Annotated in this window: 19 protein-coding genes and 1 other annotated feature; of the genes, 5 read left to right on the plus strand and 14 right to left on the minus strand. The window is 37.6% G+C overall.

The annotated features are described in order from the left end of the window. Positions 1 to 667: 667 nt before the first annotated feature. Positions 668 to 1072, minus strand: coding sequence for a VOC family protein (locus Q0371_RS03850; RefSeq protein WP_298468496.1), 405 nt, complete (start codon positions 1070 to 1072; stop codon positions 668 to 670). 111 nt (positions 1073 to 1183) lie between these two features. Here Q0371_RS03850 and Q0371_RS03855 point away from each other — a divergent pair, with 111 nt between their 5' ends. Both Q0371_RS03855 and Q0371_RS03860 read left to right on the plus strand, forming a co-directional pair. After that, positions 1184 to 1879 carry a peptidase E gene (locus Q0371_RS03855; RefSeq protein WP_298468498.1) on the plus strand — a complete coding sequence of 232 codons (696 nt, stop codon included), beginning with the start codon at positions 1184 to 1186 and terminating at the stop codon, positions 1877 to 1879. A 232-nt stretch (positions 1880 to 2111) separates the two neighbouring features. After that, positions 2112 to 2276 (plus strand): aspartyl-phosphate phosphatase Spo0E family protein, encoded by a 165-nt coding sequence (locus Q0371_RS03860; protein ID WP_251552987.1) that lies wholly within the window; start codon positions 2112 to 2114, stop codon positions 2274 to 2276. A gap of 49 nt (positions 2277 to 2325) precedes the next feature. On the opposite strand, the gene Q0371_RS03865 is transcribed toward Q0371_RS03860, so the two are convergent. Continuing rightward, positions 2326 to 3078 carry an SDR family NAD(P)-dependent oxidoreductase gene (locus Q0371_RS03865; RefSeq protein WP_298468505.1) on the minus strand — a complete coding sequence of 251 codons (753 nt, stop codon included), beginning with the start codon at positions 3076 to 3078 and terminating at the stop codon, positions 2326 to 2328. Next, complete coding sequence (locus Q0371_RS03870; RefSeq protein ID WP_298468508.1) at positions 3065 to 4009, minus strand: MBL fold metallo-hydrolase; 945 nt, start codon at positions 4007 to 4009, stop codon at positions 3065 to 3067. The genes Q0371_RS03865 and Q0371_RS03870 overlap by 14 nt, the downstream gene beginning before the upstream one ends. A gap of 120 nt (positions 4010 to 4129) precedes the next feature. Then, positions 4130 to 4339: a binding site (T-box leader), on the plus strand. 269 nt (positions 4340 to 4608) lie between these two features. Between Q0371_RS03870 and proC the strand changes: the two genes are divergently transcribed. Beyond that, entirely contained in the window at positions 4609 to 5421 is an 813-nt protein-coding gene (gene proC, locus Q0371_RS03875; RefSeq protein WP_298468511.1) for a pyrroline-5-carboxylate reductase, read from the plus strand. Positions 5422 to 6238: 817 nt separating this feature from the next. Here proC and rnz read toward each other — a convergent pair. From rnz to mce, 7 genes are all read right to left on the minus strand, one after another. Beyond that, the gene (gene rnz / locus Q0371_RS03880; RefSeq protein WP_298468512.1) at positions 6239 to 7183 is read right to left on the minus strand and encodes a ribonuclease Z; all 945 of its coding nucleotides are present in this window, start codon (positions 7181 to 7183) and stop codon (positions 6239 to 6241) included. Between the two features lie 192 nt (positions 7184 to 7375). Then, the gene (locus Q0371_RS03885) at positions 7376 to 8236 is read right to left on the minus strand and encodes a YitT family protein (protein WP_298468515.1); all 861 of its coding nucleotides are present in this window, start codon (positions 8234 to 8236) and stop codon (positions 7376 to 7378) included. Positions 8237 to 8273: 37 nt separating this feature from the next. After that, positions 8274 to 9515, minus strand: coding sequence for a DNA polymerase IV (locus tag Q0371_RS03890; protein WP_298468518.1), 1242 nt, complete (start codon positions 9513 to 9515; stop codon positions 8274 to 8276). 116 nt (positions 9516 to 9631) lie between these two features. Beyond that, the gene (locus Q0371_RS03895) at positions 9632 to 10120 is read right to left on the minus strand and encodes a chemotaxis protein CheW (RefSeq protein WP_298468521.1); all 489 of its coding nucleotides are present in this window, start codon (positions 10118 to 10120) and stop codon (positions 9632 to 9634) included. Positions 10121 to 10141: 21 nt separating this feature from the next. Then, a complete protein-coding gene (locus Q0371_RS03900; protein WP_298468522.1) occupies positions 10142 to 11254 on the minus strand; it encodes a M20/M25/M40 family metallo-hydrolase in 1113 nt (370 codons plus the stop codon). Between the two features lie 16 nt (positions 11255 to 11270). After that, positions 11271 to 12818 carry an acyl-CoA carboxylase subunit beta gene (locus Q0371_RS03905; RefSeq protein ID WP_169358198.1) on the minus strand — a complete coding sequence of 516 codons (1548 nt, stop codon included), beginning with the start codon at positions 12816 to 12818 and terminating at the stop codon, positions 11271 to 11273. Between the two features lie 3 nt (positions 12819 to 12821). Then, positions 12822 to 13232, minus strand: a complete 411-nt coding sequence (gene mce, locus Q0371_RS03910) for a methylmalonyl-CoA epimerase (RefSeq protein ID WP_169358197.1) — start codon at positions 13230 to 13232, stop codon at positions 12822 to 12824. 130 nt (positions 13233 to 13362) lie between these two features. Here mce and prli42 point away from each other — a divergent pair, with 130 nt between their 5' ends. Further along, positions 13363 to 13458, plus strand: coding sequence for a stressosome-associated protein Prli42 (gene prli42 / locus Q0371_RS03915; protein WP_151109618.1), 96 nt, complete (start codon positions 13363 to 13365; stop codon positions 13456 to 13458). A 60-nt stretch (positions 13459 to 13518) separates the two neighbouring features. On the opposite strand, the gene Q0371_RS03920 is transcribed toward prli42, so the two are convergent. Genes Q0371_RS03920 through Q0371_RS03935 form a run of 4 tightly spaced genes read right to left on the minus strand, consistent with a single transcriptional unit; the run spans position 13519 to position 18884 of the window. After that, a complete protein-coding gene (locus Q0371_RS03920) occupies positions 13519 to 13959 on the minus strand; it encodes a BrxA/BrxB family bacilliredoxin (RefSeq protein WP_169358196.1) in 441 nt (146 codons plus the stop codon). Positions 13960 to 14000: 41 nt separating this feature from the next. After that, on the minus strand, positions 14001 to 15092 hold the full coding sequence (gene meaB, locus Q0371_RS03925) for a methylmalonyl Co-A mutase-associated GTPase MeaB (RefSeq protein ID WP_298468536.1): 1092 nt from the start codon (positions 15090 to 15092) through the stop codon (positions 14001 to 14003). Further along, entirely contained in the window at positions 15092 to 17251 is a 2160-nt protein-coding gene (gene scpA, locus Q0371_RS03930; protein WP_298468539.1) for a methylmalonyl-CoA mutase, read from the minus strand. The genes meaB and scpA overlap by 1 nt, the downstream gene beginning before the upstream one ends. Continuing rightward, a complete protein-coding gene (locus Q0371_RS03935) occupies positions 17238 to 18884 on the minus strand; it encodes a methylmalonyl-CoA mutase family protein (RefSeq protein ID WP_298468542.1) in 1647 nt (548 codons plus the stop codon). Before Q0371_RS03935 ends, scpA begins: the two co-directional genes overlap by 14 nt. Before the next feature lie 318 nt (positions 18885 to 19202). Here Q0371_RS03935 and Q0371_RS03940 point away from each other — a divergent pair, with 318 nt between their 5' ends. Beyond that, the gene (locus Q0371_RS03940) at positions 19203 to 19829 is read left to right on the plus strand and encodes a hypothetical protein (protein WP_298468544.1); all 627 of its coding nucleotides are present in this window, start codon (positions 19203 to 19205) and stop codon (positions 19827 to 19829) included. Positions 19830 to 19990 lie beyond the last annotated feature (161 nt).

Raw genomic sequence — 19990 nt, forward strand, 5'->3', positions numbered from 1 at the left:
TGCTTACGTAAGCCAGTTCTAATAACTTCTGCTACTGCAATCCATACATGAAAATGTTCTTGAAAAGATTAATTATCAGGTTTAATTTCACTTACTTTCTTCATTTACACTATACCCCTATAGGTATAAAGTCAACAAAAAACTATTCTTTAAATAGAATCTTTTGCTCATAGATGATTGTACAGCATTACTAAACCAACATAACTTATATGTATAATGAATTCCCCAAGACCAGTAGTCGTCATACGCTGTTCACAATGCTTAAATACTATGATAATATTTCATTATCTAAAAATTATAATTACACGACTGGCATTCTTAAATAAAAATACATTCGTCTCAAAGATGTGCGGTGTTAGTAGGAGCGTCCTGTTGTATATAAAATTGAAGAGGCTAGGACATACCTAATCAATAAATTAAAAGACGTCAAATAAGCAACTTGATTTCACGTCTTTATTATTTTCGGTAACATATTTTTTAATAAAAATTCTCTATTATTGTTGTTTGGAGAGAAGGCGGCGACTCCTGGGGGAACAGCATGAGCTGAAAGCCCCGCAGGAGCAAAGCGACGAGGAGATTGAAGCCGTGCCCCCGGAAAGCGTCCGCTGGAACGGAAAACAACTATGCTTTATTTCCCAGCTTCTTCATTTGCAATCTATTTAATATGTCAGATTCCTGAATCGTTCATGAGAACCACTCTCCACCCGTCTGGATCTTCAAATGTAACCCCATTCTTCTCCCAATATGGATTTTCTGATGAGACAGTAAGGTATCCCATATCAATTAATTGATTAACTAGAGTGTCTAGAACGAGTTTTTGAGGTATATAAAAAACGAGAAGATTATCCTTAGACGGACTAGGACATGGAGAACCGTCCTTATGAGCAGTAAATTCTAAGTGGTACAACTTGTTTGGCAAACCAATCATCACCCCATTGTAGCCGTCATGATCCTTGAAGCTTCCAATTATTTTTAATCCTAAGCCTTTATGGTAAAAATCAACAACCTGACTTAACTTATCAGTAGGTCTTGCAATTCTAATTTGAGCTATGCTATTTTGCCAATGATTCATCGCACTGTCCCCTTTTCCATAAATTGTATCATGTAATATAAAATCCTTACTTCCACCATTAGAATGAACTTATGTAGAACAATAACTATTAACCATAGAAGGAGTGTTTAAATGAGACAAATTATTGCAATGGGCGGTGGTGGTTTCTCCATGGAGCCCGACAATCCACTGTTAGACCAATACATACTAGAGCAAGCAAAGAAGCAATCACCTAAGGTTTGCTTTATACCAACTGCAAGTGGGGATCAAGATAACTACACAAACAGGTTTTACGAATCTTTTAATAAGCTAGAGTGCTCGACTTCTCATCTTTCCTTGTTCGAGCCCAACTTTAGTGACTTGGAAGCGTTTATTTTGGAGCAAGATATTCTGTATGTCGGTGGAGGAAATACTCGAAATATGTTAGTGCTTTGGCAGGAATGGGGACTAGATTCTATTCTTTTAAAAGCATATAAAAAAGAAATTATTTTAGCAGGTCTTAGTGCAGGTTCTATCTGCTGGTTTGAGGAAGGACTGACCGATCCATTAAATGGTCCGTTATATAAGCTTGACTGTCTTGGAATTTTAAAAGGAAGTAATTGTCCACACTACGATGGAGAAAGTAAAAGAAGACCAGCTTATAAAGAAATGATTGCTGAAAACAAAATGAAACCTGGTTATGCAGTAGAAGATGGAGTTGCTTTACATTTCGTGGATGAGCAATTACATATGTCCGTTAGTTCTCGTATTGACCGTAAAGCGTATTTTGTCAATAGCATGGAGTATGCAGTTGAAGAACTTGAAATAAGTACTAAGTACCTAGGTTAATAATAGCTATATACAAGAATCTTAAAATACTAGTCAAATTCTCTTTGTTAGAGTTCAAGGAAGCAACATTTCTACTACATAGATGCATAAATACAATAAAAAAATAAAAAATATTTTAGTTTCCTCCACAGTTTGACAAATTTTTCATTAATGATACTTTACAATAAAAAAAGTTCATCATTATACCAAGAAACTATTACAGTAAAAATCTGTTAAACGGAGGAAAATATCAGTGGAAACCAAGTGGCATGAAACATCTTTATTGATCTTAATAACTAGTAAAAGAAATGATATGTACAAAAAAGCAAAAAGTCTCGGGTTTACTCATCCTGTTGTAGTAGCATGTAGCCAAGAGCTCGATCAACTACTGAATGTTTATCAAGGAAAAGTATCTTGATCATACAAAAAACCAATCAACTATTGCTAAGCATTGATTGGTTTTTTCGTTATTTTTTATTGAAAAAGCTTTTACCTAGTAATTCAACGGTTTTAGGAAAAACAGCATATAACTTACTAGTGAAACTCATATAAAAAGGTAAATCTACCTCTCTAACAGGCTTATCAATGACTTTCTTAATAGCATCTACGACATTTTGAGGAGAAAGCAAATGTTTGCTCATTTTCTCACGGTAGCCCCCTGTTTGGTCTGCTAAATCTAAAAATGGAGTATCTATCGGACCAGGATTAATAGTGCTCACATGAATACCATATTCCTTTAACTCCATTCGAGCTGCATTTGCAAACCCAATGATTGCATGCTTAGATGCTGCATAAGCAGAAGCCTTAGGTGTGGCAACCTTACCTGCCTGTGATGCTATAAATATAAAATGTCCCGAATTTCTCTCTTTCATCAGCCTTGCAAAATAGTTGGTGAGCATAATAGGTGCTTTTACATTTACACTCAGCATTTGATCTATCTGTTCTTCCTTTAAATCTGTTAGATAAGCAAAGGTACCCACGCCTGCGTTTAATATGACAACATCTGGAGTTTCCACCTTCTCAAAGAGATTTTCATAAGCCGTTTCTTTCGTTAAATCAGCAACAAGGACATGGACTCCTTGCTTTTCCAGCTGACCTAGGGCATTAGTATTTCTCCCTGTTGCATAAACCTGATGACCATCCTTTTGCAGTTGTAGCGCCAGCATAAATCCTATTCCACTTGTGGCACCAGTAATGAGAATCCTCTTACGCTTGTTCATATAAAAGAATCCCTTCATCTGTCCGCTTTTCTTGAATGAGATTTTCGTCCATTAAATAATCTATTTGACCGATGGTTTCAGATAATGTCAAACCAAGCTCTTTTTCGTAGACCTTTGGAAACAACCTCTGAGTTAGTTCAAAAATAGTCTTTTCCCCATCCTTCATCATTTCAAGAACATGTAATGCTCTCTCCCGTTGTCTTACTAAACGAGAAGATATTAAATCAGCGACTCCAAATACCTCATTTCCATGGCCACTGTATACCTTTTGAACGCCCAATGCTTGCACTCTTTTTAACGCTTCATTATACTGAAGCATCGATTTTGGACGAGGTGCGGATTTGTCCAACGGTGGTTCTATTAATGGATTAGAAGAAATTTTTTCAAGGATTAAATCCCCACCAATTAACACCCCATTTTGTTCGTCCCATAAGGAAATATGACTCTGCGCATGACCCAAAGTTTCTAAAACCTGCATATATGGATGACCTGGTATGGTATCTCCTTCCTTCAACACCGCATCTAATGAACGATTACCGATGAAATTTAATGGTCTCCTCATCTTTTCAATCCATTTTAAGTATTGTTTAGGAACACCTTCCTCGACCAAACATTTATAATAAAATTCATCATGATAAGATAAAAATGCTTGGTCTTTTCTTAGCCACACTTGGTTATATTCATGTCCTAGAATCTGGGCTTTTTCAAACGCCTCGATCCAACCCGAATGATCAGGATGATGATGACTAAGGATGACTTGTTCTATATCATCGAGTTCATAACCTGCTTCGTTTATACCATTTTTTAAAGCTACTAGTGCTTGTTCCGTTTTTGGCCCTGCATCTACTAGAGTAAGTACGTCTCCTTTTATAAGGTATGCATTAACATCCCCTACAGCAAAAGGAGTCGGAATAATTATCTTATGTATCATCTTTGTGTTTCTCCTTTACATGAATGACTATTCATTTATTTTACAGGTTAATAAGTTAGGAGTCACTAAATTAGATTGACTTTTTGTAAAATGACCTCTATAATTTCATTAATTCAGATAATTCTTGCTATGAAGAAGACTAGTACATATATGATGGAGTAAAGAGAGTGAAATGCCTGCTGAAAATTTCATCTCCCTCTCATATAAGGAACCTGCTTCGGAGCAACTATGTAAACATAGTCGTGACCTTCGCGATAAGAAGGAAAAAGATGTGCTATTTTATAGCAAACTTAGGTGGTACCGCGGAAATCAAACGTTTTCGTCCTTATTTAATATAGGGACGGGAGCGTTTTTTTATATTCAAATCTAGGGGTGAGTAGATGGAAGACTTTCAAAAAATGATACATGTACTGGATATGGAATTCCCTATTCAAAGCAATAAGAAGGATTCTTTTTTTATCCTATTACTCCCCATATGATATAACTCGTTGTTGATCATTGAAAGGATATTTAGATGATAATTTAATGTTATCTAACGTTTGCTTATTATTAATAAAGGAAAATTGTAGAGATAAACTAACTTGAAGGAGGATAAATGTATGACTAACATAGTTTTTGTAGGCGCTGGTTCAATGGCTGAAGCTATTATCCACGGCTTATTGGAGGAAAATAAAGTCTCTCCAGATTCCATTTGTGTGATGAATAAATCAGATCAGAAACACCTTCAGTATTTACAATCAAAGTACCAAATCGATATTATGTGCTCAGAAAAGCTTGCTCTGCAAAAAGCTGACATTGTATTTCTTGCTATGAAACCAAAAGATGCCATAGACGCTTGCAAAGATATCTCTTTATATATAAATAAGACGGCTACAATTGTATCTGTCATTGCGGGTGTTTCCATCCAAACAATAGAGTCGTATCTTGGAGAGCGGCCAATTGCACGTGTTATGCCTAACACCTCTGCCTCTGTTGGTTTGAGTGCTTCTGCCCTTTGCTGTAATGACAAAATAAATGACCTATCTAAAAAGGTAATAATAAACTTATTAGAATCAATAGGAACTGTCATGCTAGTAGAAGAGGAGGATATGCATGTAGTAACTGCCCTGTCTGGAAGCGGACCAGCGTATCTATACTATTTTGCTGAACAATTTGAAGCAGCGGCTGTTTTGCACGGGCTAAGTAAGGAAGATGCCCGTCAATTGTTCTTTCAAACGATGAAGGGGGCAGCACATATGCTAATGAACGGCAGTGTGGAGCCTGCTGAGCTTAGAAGAAAGGTTACGAGTCCAGGAGGTACAACAGAGGCAGGCATTGAGCAGCTCATGTCACACAAGGTCGACGAGGCTATTTTTGCATGCATAGATGCAGCCCAGCAAAAATCAAGAATTCTTGGGAAACAATTTGAATAGGGAAACGAAAAAATGGTGATCAGAAACCATCCATAGACTTACTGTCAGAAAAAAAGCTGAGGCAATTCTCTCAATATAAAAAGCTCAGGGCTTCTAACTCCTATGATATGTAGTTGTTTTCCGCTACAGCAGGCGCTTTCCGGGGGGCACGGCTTCAACCTCTTCGTTGCTCTGCTCCTGCTTAGGCTTTCAGCTCTCGCTGTTCCCTCAGGAGTCGCCGCTTCCTCTCCGAACAATAAAATCGAAGAGATGTCTTACAAAAAATCATCTGGATTAAAAATAAAAGCTTTGTTAAAGTTATGGGTTTATTTTGACTAACAATTCTTTTTATAGTGACTGTAAACATTATATAAGTGACCTTCAAATACTATTAAGATCATAAATAAATGATGAAATTGGGATTTGTGATGTTTTTCGGCTTTGTTTCTGCAAGTAAATTTATAAGCAATTTATCGATGTATTAAAGATGTTCCTATTATTGATTGGAGCGCCAGACGGCGACTCCTACGGGATGAGTGAGACAGATAAGACATCACAACCACGCGCGTAAGCGATGGGTGATGGCTTATCGCTCACCCCGAGGAAAGCGTCCGGCTGGAGCGGAAATCAATTTTAATGATTTCTTTGTATCATAAATCAACCCTACTCTTTAACATAGCCAAAACAAATAAAAACATTCAAACTAGGGATGAAGCTGGTCTATTTATAATAGGAACTCTTATATCGTCCCCAGGCGGGTCGACCTTCCTTATTTTCTACTATAGAAAAATAGTAGCACAAACCATGACTTTGGTTTGTACTACTAATGTTGGTATGTTTAATTTTCCAGTTTTTCTAATTGACCGTTTATATAATTGAACTCATTAAAATCATCTGCAATATAAATAGCGAAATTATAGGAAGAAACTTGATTTAGCAAGGTTTTCAAATCCTCTGCCATAAAACGAGCACTAATATGGTTGACTATTAAATGCTTAGCCCCAGCACTTTCACAGACATTTGCAGCATCAGTAATTGTCGAATGCCCATATTCTCTGGCAAGCTCCTCCGTCCCAGTGTCGAAGGTACCCTCATGTATTAATATATCTGAGTCCTTTGCTAAAAGAATAGAATTTTCGCAATGTCTCGTGTCACCTAAAACGGTAACCTTAAACCCATTTTTGGGTTGTCCTGTTACATCAGAGCTCTTGACTGTTTTCCCATCTGGCAATATAACATCCTCACCGGATTTTAATAGCCGTAATAATGGACCTCTTGGAACCCCTAGAGCATCCGCCTTCTCGATTAGTAACTCAGGAGGAAGTTGCTTTTGGGTTACACGATACCCATAACAAGGAATAACATGCTCAAGCATTCTTGCTTCTACAATGAACTGTTCATCCTCAAAGATTATTCCCTCTTCTATCTCTACGATTTGAAGAGGATATTTTAATCGAGTTTGGGACGTAAATAAAGTAACTTCTAACCAATCTTTTACACCCTTTGGACCGTATATAGTTAGCTGCTCGTCACCAGCTAGAAAAGATCTAGAGCCTAGCAGCCCTGGCAAACCATAAATGTGATCTCCATGCAAATGAGTGATAAATATTTTTTCTAGTTTTCTCGGTTTAATAGTTGTGCGAAGAATTTGATGCTGGGTTGCTTCCCCACAATCAAACATCCAATAAGTCCCTCTTTCCTCCAGTAGCTTTAAAATCATTGAGCTTGTGTTACGTTGCTTAGAGGGCATACCTGCTCCGGTACCTAAAAACAAAATTTGCATATATATCCAACTTCCTTATTTTATATAATCTTCGTTATATATCATTTTAACATTATGAGCGCTTGGGACAATAGTATGTTCATGATTAGCACTTATACAAACATGCTATTGTTTCCTAAAATATATATCATAACCTATAGATAGCTACAAAAAACCGTTAAACGAGTTTTAGACTCATTTAACGGTTTTTGATTAGTGAATGTCACGCTTTTTGAAACTGCCACCGCGAACCTCAGCTACATCGGTAATTACTACAAATGCACTTGGATCCTTTTCTTTAATAATTGTAATTAGTTTGTTTTCTTCCATTCGAGTAATGACACACGTAACAATGTCAATTGTTTCGTTGGTAAATCCGCCTCTTCCATTCGAATAGGTTACCCCTCGACCAAGTCTATCCTGAATAGCTGCTCCAATTTCCTCTGAATGCTTACTAACAATCCTAGCAGATTTGGATTTTTCAAGACCTACTTGAATAACGTCAATGACTATTTTAGCAATATAATAAGTGGTAGCAGAATACAGTGCACTCTCTAGACCATATATGAACCCTGCACCAACAAAGATAAATGCATTAATAAATAATATTATATCCCCCACTGAAAATGGTACTTTACGTGAGACTAGAACGGCCAGTACCTCTGCTCCATCAAGTGCACCACCGTTACGAAGGACGATACCAATACCTACCCCAAGCATTACACCACCTGATAATACAACAAGTAACGGGTCTTTCGCGCTTAAAATTGGATTAATATGATGTAACAAAACAGTTGAGACTGATAATGCGGCGATACCAATGATACTAAATAAAGCAAACGTCTTACCAACCTGTTTATAACCTAAATAAATAAAAGGAATGTTTAATATAAATAGTAGGATTCCTAAAGGGATCTCAAATAAATAATTCCCCATGATACTGACACCTGTCACGCCGCCGTCAATTACTGAGTTTGGAATCAATACTGCTTCTAGTGCGTAGGCAGCAATTACAGCCCCTATAATAATCATAATGATTCTGCCTATCATTTCTGGTGTTTTTGTTTTCTTCATCTACTCGTAAAACCCCTGTTCTTATTAAATTGATTTTTTATCTTTCGTGGTCGTCTAAAAAGTCTTTACTAAAACTTGTTTTAGATTCAAAAGAAGGTTTTTTATCCAACTTGATACCTCTTTTAATAATCCCAGCTCCAAATTTAGTCTGAAGCTGCTCCACAAGCTTTAATATTGGCTCCTCTTTTGCATGCTCTTCATAGTTAAAAATAGATAATTGCTCTACTGATTCTCCCTTATCAAATACATTGTTAACTGTGACGCCAAGCAGTCGAATAGGCTCGCTATCCCAAGCTGATTCAAATAATTGAAAGGCTAGCTGAAATATTTCATCCTCTTTAAAGAGGCGATTAGTTACAGTCTTACTTCTCGTTTTATTTTTCCAACTAGCATCCCGAATATGTATGGTGATAGAACGTCCAGCGAGGTTTTTAGATTCTAACCGTGACGCGACTTTCCCAGATAGTCTTCTGAGCACTTTTTGAAGCTCATCCATATTTGTTTCATCATATGGTAATGTAGTAGAATTACCTACGCTTTTTGTTTCAAAAATAGATTCTGGGTTTACTTCACGATCGTCTATGCCATGAGAACGATTATATAACCTAGCACCAGCTTTACCTAGCTTAGATTTTAAAATTTCAGGATTGGCACTAGCTATATTTCCAATGGTTATAATACCCAATGATTCTAGTTTTTTAGAGGTGCTTTCCCCAACGCCATGCATTTCGATTACTGGTAAGTGCCATAGTTGTTGTGAGACCTCTCGTTTTCTTAGAACAGTAATACCCATCGGCTTTTTCATATTGGAGGCTGTCTTAGCTAAGAATTTATTAGGAGCAATGCCAATAGAGCAAGGTAAATCTAACTCTCGCAATATTCTTTGTTGAATGGATTTTGCAAATGCTACTGCATCATCTTGTATATCAACATCGGTTAAATCTATATAGCCTTCATCAATAGAGACAGGCTCTACCATTGGAGTATAAGACCGTAATATATCAAACATTGCTTTTGAGGCGGCTCTATAACTTTCAAAATTAGGAGGCAATAAAATTAGCTCCGGGCATTTTCTTTTGGCCTCCCATACTGACATGGTTGTATAAATGCCCCTTGCTCTTGCCTCGTAGGAGCATGTTACTAATATTCCTCTACGTTCCTTCGGATTCCCAGCGACTGCGATTGGCTTACCTTTTAAAGAAGGGTTATGTGCTTGTTCTACAGATGCATAAAAGCTATTCATGTCTAAGTGAAAAATGATTCTGTTTCGTTTAGTCAAGTCTCTTCACCTCTTCTACATCTTTAACTCCTTCAAAATAAAAGGGAAAAAAGGTAGCCATTTAATAGCTACCTTCCACTGTCCAATCGAAAAACAGAACTTACCCATGTCTAATATTATATACTACTTACTTCAAGGTTTCCTTTATTGTCTTCTAAATAAGATTGTATATCTTGTATGCCTTCTAATGAACGAACTAAAATAGAAGGGTCTATAATTGTAATCATTCTATCTTCAAGATTAGCAATATTCGTGAAATATTTTGTCTTAGAATAATTCATAATACCCATCTGTTTTAAAGATTCAGAAGGGATATCTAAAATCTCCTTTGCCTCTTTTACAAGAATACCAACTGACATTTCTTCCGTATGCATCGTAACAACACGGGCATTAGCATTCATAAGACCACTCTGATTATATAGAATCTGTTCAAAATCAATTATAGGCACAAGTTCTCCTCTAATTTTCATCAATCCTATCAAATAAGTCGGTAAATGAGGGATAGGATTAACTTTATCTAGCTTTTCGATAGAAACTACATGATCAATAGATACTGCATATTCTTCATTTCCGGATTGAAACACAACTACCTTTTGAGAAGACATGGATTAAAACCTCCTGGTGCATTATTCTGCGGCAACCTTTACGATTTCTACAAGTAAATCTGCTAGTTTTTCAAGTTCCTCCACTGGCATTCTTTCATTAGTGGTATGAATTTCCTCATAACCGACTGAAAGAATTACTGTTGGTACACCAAAGCCAGCTATTACATTGGCATCGCTACCACCACCGCTTGTTTTTATATCGGCTTTTCTTCCTATATTTTCAACCGCACGCTTTGCAACCTGCACGACTTGATGATTTTCTTCAAAACGGAAGCCAGGATACATTAATTTAGTTTCCGTAGTAGCTTTTCCACCGAATTGCTCTGCTTTTTCTGCAAATGTATTTACCATATGCTCAACCTGTGCATCTAGCTTTTCTTTATCGATAGAACGAGCCTCTGATAAAATATGAACAGTATCGCAAACAATATTTGTTGCCTGACCACCCTCGAAGCGACCTATATTAGCAGTTGTTTCATAATCTATTCTACCTAATTTCATAGCTGCGATTCCTTTAGCAGCTAATGTAATCGCTGAAACACCTTTTTCAGGAGCAACACCGGCATGCGCAGTTTTTCCAGTAATGGTAGTCCAAAGCTTTGCTTGATAAGGTGCTGCAGTAACAATACCGCCTACTTCTCCATCACTGTCTATTGCATAACCGTAAGTTGCAGTTAGCAAGGAAGGGTCCATTTCCTTAGCTCCAACTAGGCCACTTTCTTCTCCAGCAGTTATGACCACTTGTATATCTCCATGCTCGATGGACTGCTCTTTTAAACGACGTATTGCTTCGAATAATGCTGCAATCCCTGCTTTATCATCAGCACCTAGTATAGTGGTACCATCTGAGTAAATATAGCCATCCTCTTTAATAACTGGTTGGATTCCCTTACCTGGCACAACCGTATCCATGTGAGTAGTAAAGTAGATGCTATCTGCCGAAGACTTATTTCCCTTCAAGGTAGCGATTAAATTACCAGCTCCATGTCCAGTTCTCTGTGCTGAATCATCTTCCAGAACTGAAAAACCGAGCTGCTCGAGCTTATTCTTTAAAATTGGTGCAATAACTTGCTCATGCTTTGTTTCAGAATCTATCTTCACTAACTCAAAAAATTCTTCTATTAAACGATTCATCTTGTAAAAGACTCCTTTATAATGGGATATTCCCGTGCTTTTTCTTAGGTCTAGTTTCTTTCTTGTTACGCATCATCTCTAGCCCTTGGATTAACTTGATGCGAGTCTCTCTCGGATCAATAACATCATCTACCATCCCCATGGAAGCTGCTACATATGGATTCGCAAATTTTTCACGATACTCTTCAATCTTTTCAGCACGAACCTGTTCAGGATTATCGCTAGAGGCAATTTCTCGAGCAAAAATAATATTTGCTGCTCCCTGTGGCCCCATAACCGCAATTTCGGCATTTGGCCAAGCAAAAACTAGGTCTGCCCCGATAGATTTAGAGTTAAGCGCCACATATGCTCCACCATATGCTTTACGTAAAATAACAGTCATCTTTGGAACTGTAGCTTCCGAATAAGCGAATAAAATCTTTGCACCGTGTCGTATAATACCACCATGCTCTTGTTTTATGCCTGGGAAGAAGCCAGTCACATCTTCAAACGTGATTAATGGAATATTGAAGGAATCACAGAAGCGAATGAACCTAGCCGCCTTATCAGACGAGTCGATATCGAGTCCACCAGCCATAACTTTCGGTTGGTTACAGATTAATCCTACAACCTCTCCTTTAATACGAGCCAAGCCTACAACTATATTCTTTGCAAACTCTTTATGAACCTCCATAAATGAATCCTTGTCTACAACCTGATCGATTACCTTACGAATATCATATGGACGAATTGCCTCAAAAGGTACGATGTCTGCTAAATCTGGACGGTCATCGTCTTCTTCTAATGGCTCTAGAACTGGTGGTTTTTCCTCAAAGCTTTGTGGAAGGTAGCTCAATAGCTGTCTTACACTTTGTAAAACTTCTTCTTCTGTTTTACCGCGGAAGTGTGCATTACCACTAATCGTATTATGTACTTTAGAACCCCCAAGATCTTCTGAAGATATCTTCTCTCCTGTAACTGTTTCAATTACCTTAGGTCCTGTAATAAACATTTGGCTTGTTTCATCTGTCATAAACACAAAGTCTGTAATAGCTGGGGAGTAAACCGCTCCACCCGCACAAGGTCCGAGAATTACAGATATTTGTGGAATAACACCGGAGTAGATAGCATTACGGTAGAAAATTTGTCCATATCCATCTAAAGAAACAACGCCTTCTTGAATACGTGCACCGCCTGAATCATTTAAACCTATAAACGGAGCACCGTTTTTAGCAGCCAAGTCCATCACGTTAGAAATTTTAAGTGCGTGCATCTCTCCTAGTGCCCCGCCGAAAACAGTAAAGTCTTGTGAAAATAGGTATATAGCTCGACCATTTACTTTTCCGTATCCTGTAACAACACCATCTCCTGGCCCCTCTTGCTTGTCCATGCCAAAGTCAACCGTACGATGTTTTATAAATGGATTCAACTCAACAAAAGATCCTTCATCTACTAGCAGTTCAATTCTTTCTCTAGCAGTCAGCTTCCCTTTTTCATGCTGTTTTTCTATTCTTTCGTCTCCTCCACCTAATTCCACTTTACGTTTACGGTCATATAGATCATTAATTTTTTCGTAGATATCCATTAGTTATTTCGCTCCCCTTGATTTATCGCATAGTTCATATAAAACTCCACCAGAAGATTTAGGGTGAATGAAAGCAACCTCAGCCCCTCCTGCCCCAATTTTAGGAGTCTCTTGTATTAAACGAACTCCCTTTTCCTTTAACTCATCTAGTCGCTCCTGAATGTTTTTCACTCCGAAGGCGACATGATGAATTCCTTCACCTTTTTTTTCGATGAAGGCGTGAATGGTACTAGTCTCATCAATTGGTTCCAGTAACTCTAGTTTGACATTTCCGCTGTCGATAAAAGCTACTCTTACTTTTTCGGATTCTACTTCCTCAATATGTATAAGTTTCAAGCCTAAAATTTCAGTATAGTATGGTAAAGAGTTTTCTAAGCTTTTTACAGCAATTCCGATATGGTCTACCTTTTCCATTGTTTGCACATCCTCTATTGTTTGACTATTCACTATACTATTGTACATATATTACAAAAAAAAATCTCTACCTCTTGTGCATTTTTTCAATTTTGATAAAATAGGAGTACAAGCAAAAGGAGAGAATTTAATGCGCAATCAAACATTTCGTAAGATTATTGTATATCTCATGATATTTGTCATGGTAATGTCCACATTATTGTTCGGTCTAAGCTTCGTATTATAGGAAATAAATGAATGTAAAAACAGCGGGTAGCAATTTATGCTTCCGCTGTTTTTTTGTAGACTATACTTCCTCGCAATACTCTTCGAATAAACCTTGAAGATGTGTAATGACTGAGGTTGGGGCATGCCCTTCAATTTCATGACGACCTATTTCTGCTACTACTTGTCCATCTTTTAACATTACAAATGATGGGGATGAAGGCAAATGATCATCTCCGAACATATTACGGGCTTGTTGTGTAGCTAATTTGTCTTGACCAGCAAATACAGTGACTAAATGATCAGGACGTTTGTCATAATGCACAGCATTTGCAGCTGCAGGACGAGCGATGCCGCCAGCACATCCACAAACAGAGTTGATCATTACTAGAGTTGTACCTTTTCTAGCGAAAGCAGCTTCTACTTCTTCCGGAGTAGTTAATTGTTCATAGCCACTGTTTTCCATTTCACTACGCGCTTGTATAATCATATCGTTCATTAATAAGTTAAAATCCATATTCATTTGACAGCTCTCCTTTTTCAATTCAAACTAAGTTTATCAGATTATTTATATGAATTCGAGGAAAATAACTCCTGAATAGCATCAGAAACAGTGATTTTTTCTTCTCTTACTTGTTGTTCTAACTGTTTCATCGTCTGCTTTCTTTCAATTGAGGCAAAAAAGTCATCATACAATCGATCTACAATCATTGATTTAAACCAATCAATCGTTTGTTCTTTTCTTCTCTTTTGCCAAAAATGCTGGTAATTCATTTTTTCTTCGAAGCTCTTAATTGTCTCCCACACCTTATCTAGACCTCGGTCATGTAAGGAGGATACCGCAAGCGCTGGGGTTGTCCAATTGGGAGCAGAGGGAGCCAGAAAATGTAATATTTGTTTATATTCAGCTACCGTTTTTTTGGCTAAGGCTTCATTAGCGCCATCTGCCTTGTTGACGACGATTGCGTCTGCTAGCTCCATAATTCCTTTTTTCATTCCTTGTAATTCATCACCTGCACCCGTCAAGGCAAGAAGTAAGAAAAAGTCTACCATTCCCCTAACGATAGTCTCGCTTTGACCGACTCCTACTGTTTCTACTAATATGACGTCATATCCAGCAGCCTCGCATAGCAGCATAGTCTCCCTAGACTTTTTATGCACGCCTCCCAGTGTACCTGCAGAAGGTGAAGGACGTATAAAAGCGTTAGGATGCTTTGCCAGCTCTTCCATCCTAGTCTTGTCCCCTAATATGCTTCCACCAGTAAGGGATGAACTTGGATCAATTGCCAGGACGGCTACTTTATGACCGGAATTACATAACATTTTTCCAAAGGCCTCAATAAACGTACTTTTTCCTACTCCAGGCACTCCAGTTATGCCTATGCGAATACTATTACCAGTGTGAGGTAACAATTGTTTCAAAAGCTGTTGACCTATCGTTTGTTGCTCAGAGGTAGTGCTTTCAATAAAAGTAATCGCTTTGGCCAAGTGAAGTCGAGAGCCCTGTTTAATCTCATAACTATACGCTTCAGTATCTATAGAAAGAGTAGTCTTCCTTGAAAATTTTTTAACCGAAGACCTTCCCATACCGTCGTGTTGGGATGTTACACCGCTCTTGACATGTAAAGAAGAGGTTACCTTTTCCTCATCTGCCATTAGCCTTCCACTTCCTCGTAGCCAAGTCGCTTATAAATTTCCTCGATAACTTTTTGAGCTGCGACCGGAATAACAGTACCAGGACCAAATATAGCAGAAGCTCCATTTTCGCGTAAGAAAGCATAATCCTGTGCTGGGATAACACCACCAACAACGATTAAAATATCCTCACGACCAAGTTTCGCAAGTTCTTCTTTCAATGCTGGTACAAGGGTCATGTGTCCTGCTGCAAGCGAACTAACTCCAATTACATGGACATCATTTTCAACTGCCTGCTGAGCTGTTTCTGCAGGAGTTTGGAATAGTGGACTAATATCAACGTCAAAGCCTAAGTCAGCAAATGCTGTAGCAATTACTTTTGCGCCACGGTCATGTCCATCCTGCCCCATTTTTGCGATTAAAATTCGAGGACGTCTACCCTCGTTTTCTTTAAAATCCTCTGCCATTTGCTTCACAGAATCAATTTCTTCTGCGTCACTAAAATTAGCACTATATACACCACTCACTGAGCGAATCACCGCCTTATGTCTACCTGCCACAACCTCTATCGCATCTGATATTTCCCCAATAGTCGCTCTTTGGCGAGCGGCATTTACTGCTGCAGCTAGAAGATTTTCATTACCCATTTTAGCAGCCTCAGTTAATGCTGATAAGGCTTCTTGAACAGCTTTTTCATCTCTATTAGACTTAACACGTTCCAAGCGTTCCATTTGTTTTTGACGAACAACTGTATTATCAATATTTAAGATGTCGATGGCATCCTCTTGCTCAAGACGGTATTTGTTCACCCCAATGATAATCTCTTTTGAAGAATCTATTTGGGCTTGTTTTTTAGCAGCGGCTTCCTCGATTTTCATCTTTGGTAACCCTGTTTCAATCGCTTTCGCCATTCCGCCTAATTCTTCAATTTCTTCTATTAAAGTCCAAGCCTTCTCCATCAATTCATTTGTTAACGTTTCTACATAATAAGAACCGCCCCATGGATCAATTACCTTTGTCATGTTTGTTTCTTCCTGTAAGAAAAGCTGTGTATTCCTTGCAATTCTAGCGGAAAAGTCTGTTGGAAGTGCAATCGCTTCGTCTAAAGCATTTGTATGCAGGGATTGAGTATGTCCCATTGCTGCTGCATTTGCCTCTACAAGAGTACGAGTCACGTTGTTAAAAGGATCTTGCTCTGTTAAGCTCCAACCAGAAGTTTGTGAGTGAGTACGTAGAGCTAAAGATTTAGGGTTTTTAGGGTCAAAGCTCTTCATCATCTGAGCCCAAATTCTTCGTGCTGCTCTCATTTTTGCAACTTCCATGAAATAGTTCATACCAATCGCCCAGAAGAACGACAGTCGAGGAGCAAATGAGTCTATTTCAATACCTGCGTTTATGCCTGTACGTACGTATTCTAATCCGTCAGCAAGTGTATAGGCCAACTCGATATCAGCTGTTGCTCCTGCCTCCTGCATATGGTAGCCGGAAATAGAAATGGAATTAAACTTTGGCATGTGCTGTGCTGTATATGCAAAAATGTCAGCAATTATTTTCATAGACATTTCCGGCGTATAAATATACGTATTACGTACCATATATTCTTTTAAAATATCATTTTGGATCGTTCCTGCAAGCTGTTCCGGTGTAACACCTTGCTCTTCTGCTGTAACAATGTAAAATGCCATAATAGGTAATACTGCGCCGTTCATAGTCATGGAAACAGACATTTGATCTAAAGGTATACCATCAAAAAGGATTTTCATGTCCTCCACCGAGTCAATTGCAACACCTGCTTTGCCGACGTCGCCTGTTACTCGCTCATGATCAGAATCATACCCTCTATGTGTAGCCAAATCGAAAGCTACAGACAGACCTTTTTGACCCATTGCTAGATTTCTTCTATAAAATGCATTACTTTCTTCCGCTGTAGAAAACCCTGCATATTGTCGAACGGTCCAAGGCTTCGACACATACATCGTTGGATAAGGTCCACGTGTATTGGGAGCTATTCCTGGCAGATCATTTATATGGTTTACATTCTTTAGATCTTCCATCATGTATTGTGATTTTAATTCGATTCCTTCATTAGACATAAAGGAACCATGTTGACTGTCTACTTTATTTCCAGCCTTTTTTAATACTTCTTCTATAGAAACAGCTTCATAATTAGGCGTTGTCATGTGAACCCTCCTTCTGAGCTAGTGCCAGTAATTCTTTTCCTTTTATAAGAAGAGACTGTCCTGCATAAATAGAACCAGAGAGCCCTGCTTCTAACCAATCCTCATACTCCTCGAACTTCCCTGCTACATCTAATGGCACGGAAAGCTTTTCATTCAATAGAGCAGGTACTAGTCCAGCTGTTTGATCATCATTACCTACAAAAACAGCATATTGAATATTGTCATTCTCGATCCACTGCTGTAAATCAAATGGCTTTAAATTGGCTTCTGCAAGGACGGGAGTAATTCCGATCGCATTCAAAAAGCCATTAACATAGTCCAGTCTAGGCTTATACTCCTTTAGAACACCATAAGGAAGTATGGCAGCCTTAAGTGGAAACTGTTTAAAAGCTTTTCGTAGGTCTTCAAAAGGTTCTGCTAAACGTTTATAGTCCGTATGTTTAACCGGATTTTCTATTACATCATCGGGGTTAGCATAATTATTCGTACCGATTAGAGATTTTTTTCGAGATGACACTGCCTTTAACTGTAGCTCCCATTTCTCTTGAGCTCGTTGAAGCAGCATACTTTCTCTCGATTCTGGGGAACTATCTTTCATAAGCTCAATAAAATATGTCCAAGCCTTCTCAACAAGCTGATTAGTCAATGACTCAATATAAAAAGAGCCTCCAGCTGCATCGATTACACGTTGAATATGTGTTTCTTCCTTTAGTACAAGTTGCATATTGCGAGCAATACGGTTAGAAGTTTCAGTTGTGCCAGTTAAATAATTATATGGATATGCACTTATAAAATCTGCACCACCCAATACGCAAGACAATGTACTGTTACCAGCACGCAATAAGTTTACTGTTTCATCAAGTGCTGAGAAAGACCGGAGAGAGGTTTCTGCATATACCGGTATAGCCTTCGCATTTTCTTTACCAAATGCTTCTCCAAACGCCTTCCAAAGTATTCTAAAAGCTCTCAGCTTTGCAATTTCCATAAAGAAATTAGTGTCTACTGAAAATTGTACAAAAGCATTTTCTTCTACTTTCTCGATACCATGAAGATGCACAAATGTATCCGCTTGCACTAATACGCTCGCTAATTCGCTAATTGCATCCCCACCAGCCTTATGTAACTTGGAGCCATCTAAATGTAATGTACGAGCTCCTTTAAACTCTTCTTCTGCTCCTATTATAGAACCATTTAAATAATCAAAGTGCTTTAAGAAACTTGGATCATTTTTTACATCAAGTAACACCTCATAATGTTGGAAAAGCTCCTTCAACTCCTGAAGCTGTGAATCATTCCACTTGTGCTCAATCTCTACTTTATAATTAATGACATTATTTCCTTTGGAAAGGCTTTCGTTCAGATCAGATAGGATTTCCTCTGATGTTAATCCTACTGATTGCTGTGCAACCTTCCAGCTTGCTGATTCTTTACTTTCTCTTACAGTTTTAGTTTGTTCGTCGGGGATATTTTCCAAATCCGCTAATGTGTAAAGCGGTTTCAATATAATTTCTTCTAATGTCTTGGTTTCTAAAGATTCTAACGATTTACCCTTTAATGATTTTACTGCAGCCTGCTCCCATTCCGTAAAGCTTGCTTCATTAAATTTGGTTTGCTTCATGTCGTTTATAGTCATATGAACGCTTTCGCTTCCCCCTTATATAATTATTGTTATATATCTATTCTACATGAGTGATTCAAGGTAATAAAGTGATTTAATGACTTATCAGTATATTAAGGATAATTTCCTAAACAGTCCGATTGTCTTCTGTGCATCAGCGTTCGAACATATAATTTGAAAATAAAACAATAATTGAATCCATTTCTCTATTCCTATAATTATTCAAAAACAAAACTGATTAATAAATATCAGTTTATATAAAACGTTTTATCACATTTTTAATTTGGATTTAACTCAAATTAATGTAAAACTTTAAATCGAAAGAGGTCAACAATGACAGTAATCTTTTTAGGCTTTATTTTATTTCTTAGCCTTTCAATAGGATGTGTAGCTGCTTATATGGTGTATGGGATACTTCACCAAAAATATGAAAAAATATTCGGGTTGTTATGTGGATTATTATTAATCAGCTTACTGGTATTTGAAATTGTTCCAGAAGCTCTCGACTCCTTTGAAAAGCTAGGGTTGTTTTTAGGATTCATTAGTGGTTATTGCTTGTATAGCTTAATGATTCCACATCGACACGCTGCAAATGATGAAACGCGTACAATAAGTCCTCTGATTATTGGACTATTTTTACATACGATTCCCTTAAGTCTGACCATTGGCTCGTTACTTCATAATGATTCGTTCCCTTTATCCATTACTGTTTCTACAGTACTGCATCATATTCCAGAAGGATTTGCTCTTACAACACTTTTTCTACTTTATAAAAAGAAAATCCTAGGCTTAATGATTTGTTTTCTTTCTCTTTCCATTTGTTTTATTTCTTTCATATGGATTGGAGAACAACTGATTGTCTCAATTAGAATTCAAGGGATTTTTATGGGGATTTCTATTTACCTTATTGGCATAATCAGCTTAAAAGAATTTATTTTCCCTCTTTTTAAAGGTAAATGAAAATCGTATTAAATTTAAGCTTTATTAAAGTTATTATGACTTTGGCTAACAATTCTTTTTTTATAGTGATTGTAAACATAAACAAAGGAACTTTCAAATCGCTATAAAGAACATAAATAGATGATGAAATTGGGGTTGGTGACAGTTTTTCAGCTTTGTTT

Source organism: uncultured Psychrobacillus sp. (assembly GCF_938022135.1).
Classification (GTDB): domain Bacteria; phylum Bacillota; class Bacilli; order Bacillales_A; family Planococcaceae; genus Psychrobacillus.

Bases quoted from the DNA above. Each gene is read 5' to 3' on its own strand.
- Q0371_RS03940 (WP_298468544.1), top strand. From the start codon at position 19,203: ATGACAGTAATCTTTTTAGGCTTTATTTTATTTCTTAGCCTTTCAATA.
- Q0371_RS03865 (WP_298468505.1), bottom strand. From the start codon at position 3,078: ATGAACAAGCGTAAGAGGATTCTCATTACTGGTGCCACAAGTGGAATA.
- Q0371_RS03870 (WP_298468508.1), bottom strand. From the start codon at position 4,009: ATGATACATAAGATAATTATTCCGACTCCTTTTGCTGTAGGGGATGTT.
- Q0371_RS03850 (WP_298468496.1), bottom strand. From the start codon at position 1,072: ATGAATCATTGGCAAAATAGCATAGCTCAAATTAGAATTGCAAGACCT.
- Q0371_RS03935 (WP_298468542.1), bottom strand. From the start codon at position 18,884: ATGACTATAAACGACATGAAGCAAACCAAATTTAATGAAGCAAGCTTT.
- meaB (WP_298468536.1), bottom strand. From the start codon at position 15,092: ATGGCAGATGAGGAAAAGGTAACCTCTTCTTTACATGTCAAGAGCGGT.
- Q0371_RS03855 (WP_298468498.1), top strand. From the start codon at position 1,184: ATGAGACAAATTATTGCAATGGGCGGTGGTGGTTTCTCCATGGAGCCC.
- rnz (WP_298468512.1), bottom strand. From the start codon at position 7,183: ATGCAAATTTTGTTTTTAGGTACCGGAGCAGGTATGCCCTCTAAGCAA.
- proC (WP_298468511.1), top strand. From the start codon at position 4,609: ATGACTAACATAGTTTTTGTAGGCGCTGGTTCAATGGCTGAAGCTATT.
- mce (WP_169358197.1), bottom strand. From the start codon at position 13,232: ATGGAAAAGGTAGACCATATCGGAATTGCTGTAAAAAGCTTAGAAAAC.
- Q0371_RS03905 (WP_169358198.1), bottom strand. From the start codon at position 12,818: ATGGATATCTACGAAAAAATTAATGATCTATATGACCGTAAACGTAAA.
- prli42 (WP_151109618.1), top strand. From the start codon at position 13,363: ATGCGCAATCAAACATTTCGTAAGATTATTGTATATCTCATGATATTT.
- Q0371_RS03920 (WP_169358196.1), bottom strand. From the start codon at position 13,959: ATGAATATGGATTTTAACTTATTAATGAACGATATGATTATACAAGCG.
- Q0371_RS03895 (WP_298468521.1), bottom strand. From the start codon at position 10,120: ATGTCTTCTCAAAAGGTAGTTGTGTTTCAATCCGGAAATGAAGAATAT.
- Q0371_RS03885 (WP_298468515.1), bottom strand. From the start codon at position 8,236: ATGAAGAAAACAAAAACACCAGAAATGATAGGCAGAATCATTATGATT.
- scpA (WP_298468539.1), bottom strand. From the start codon at position 17,251: ATGACAACGCCTAATTATGAAGCTGTTTCTATAGAAGAAGTATTAAAA.
- Q0371_RS03900 (WP_298468522.1), bottom strand. From the start codon at position 11,254: ATGAATCGTTTAATAGAAGAATTTTTTGAGTTAGTGAAGATAGATTCT.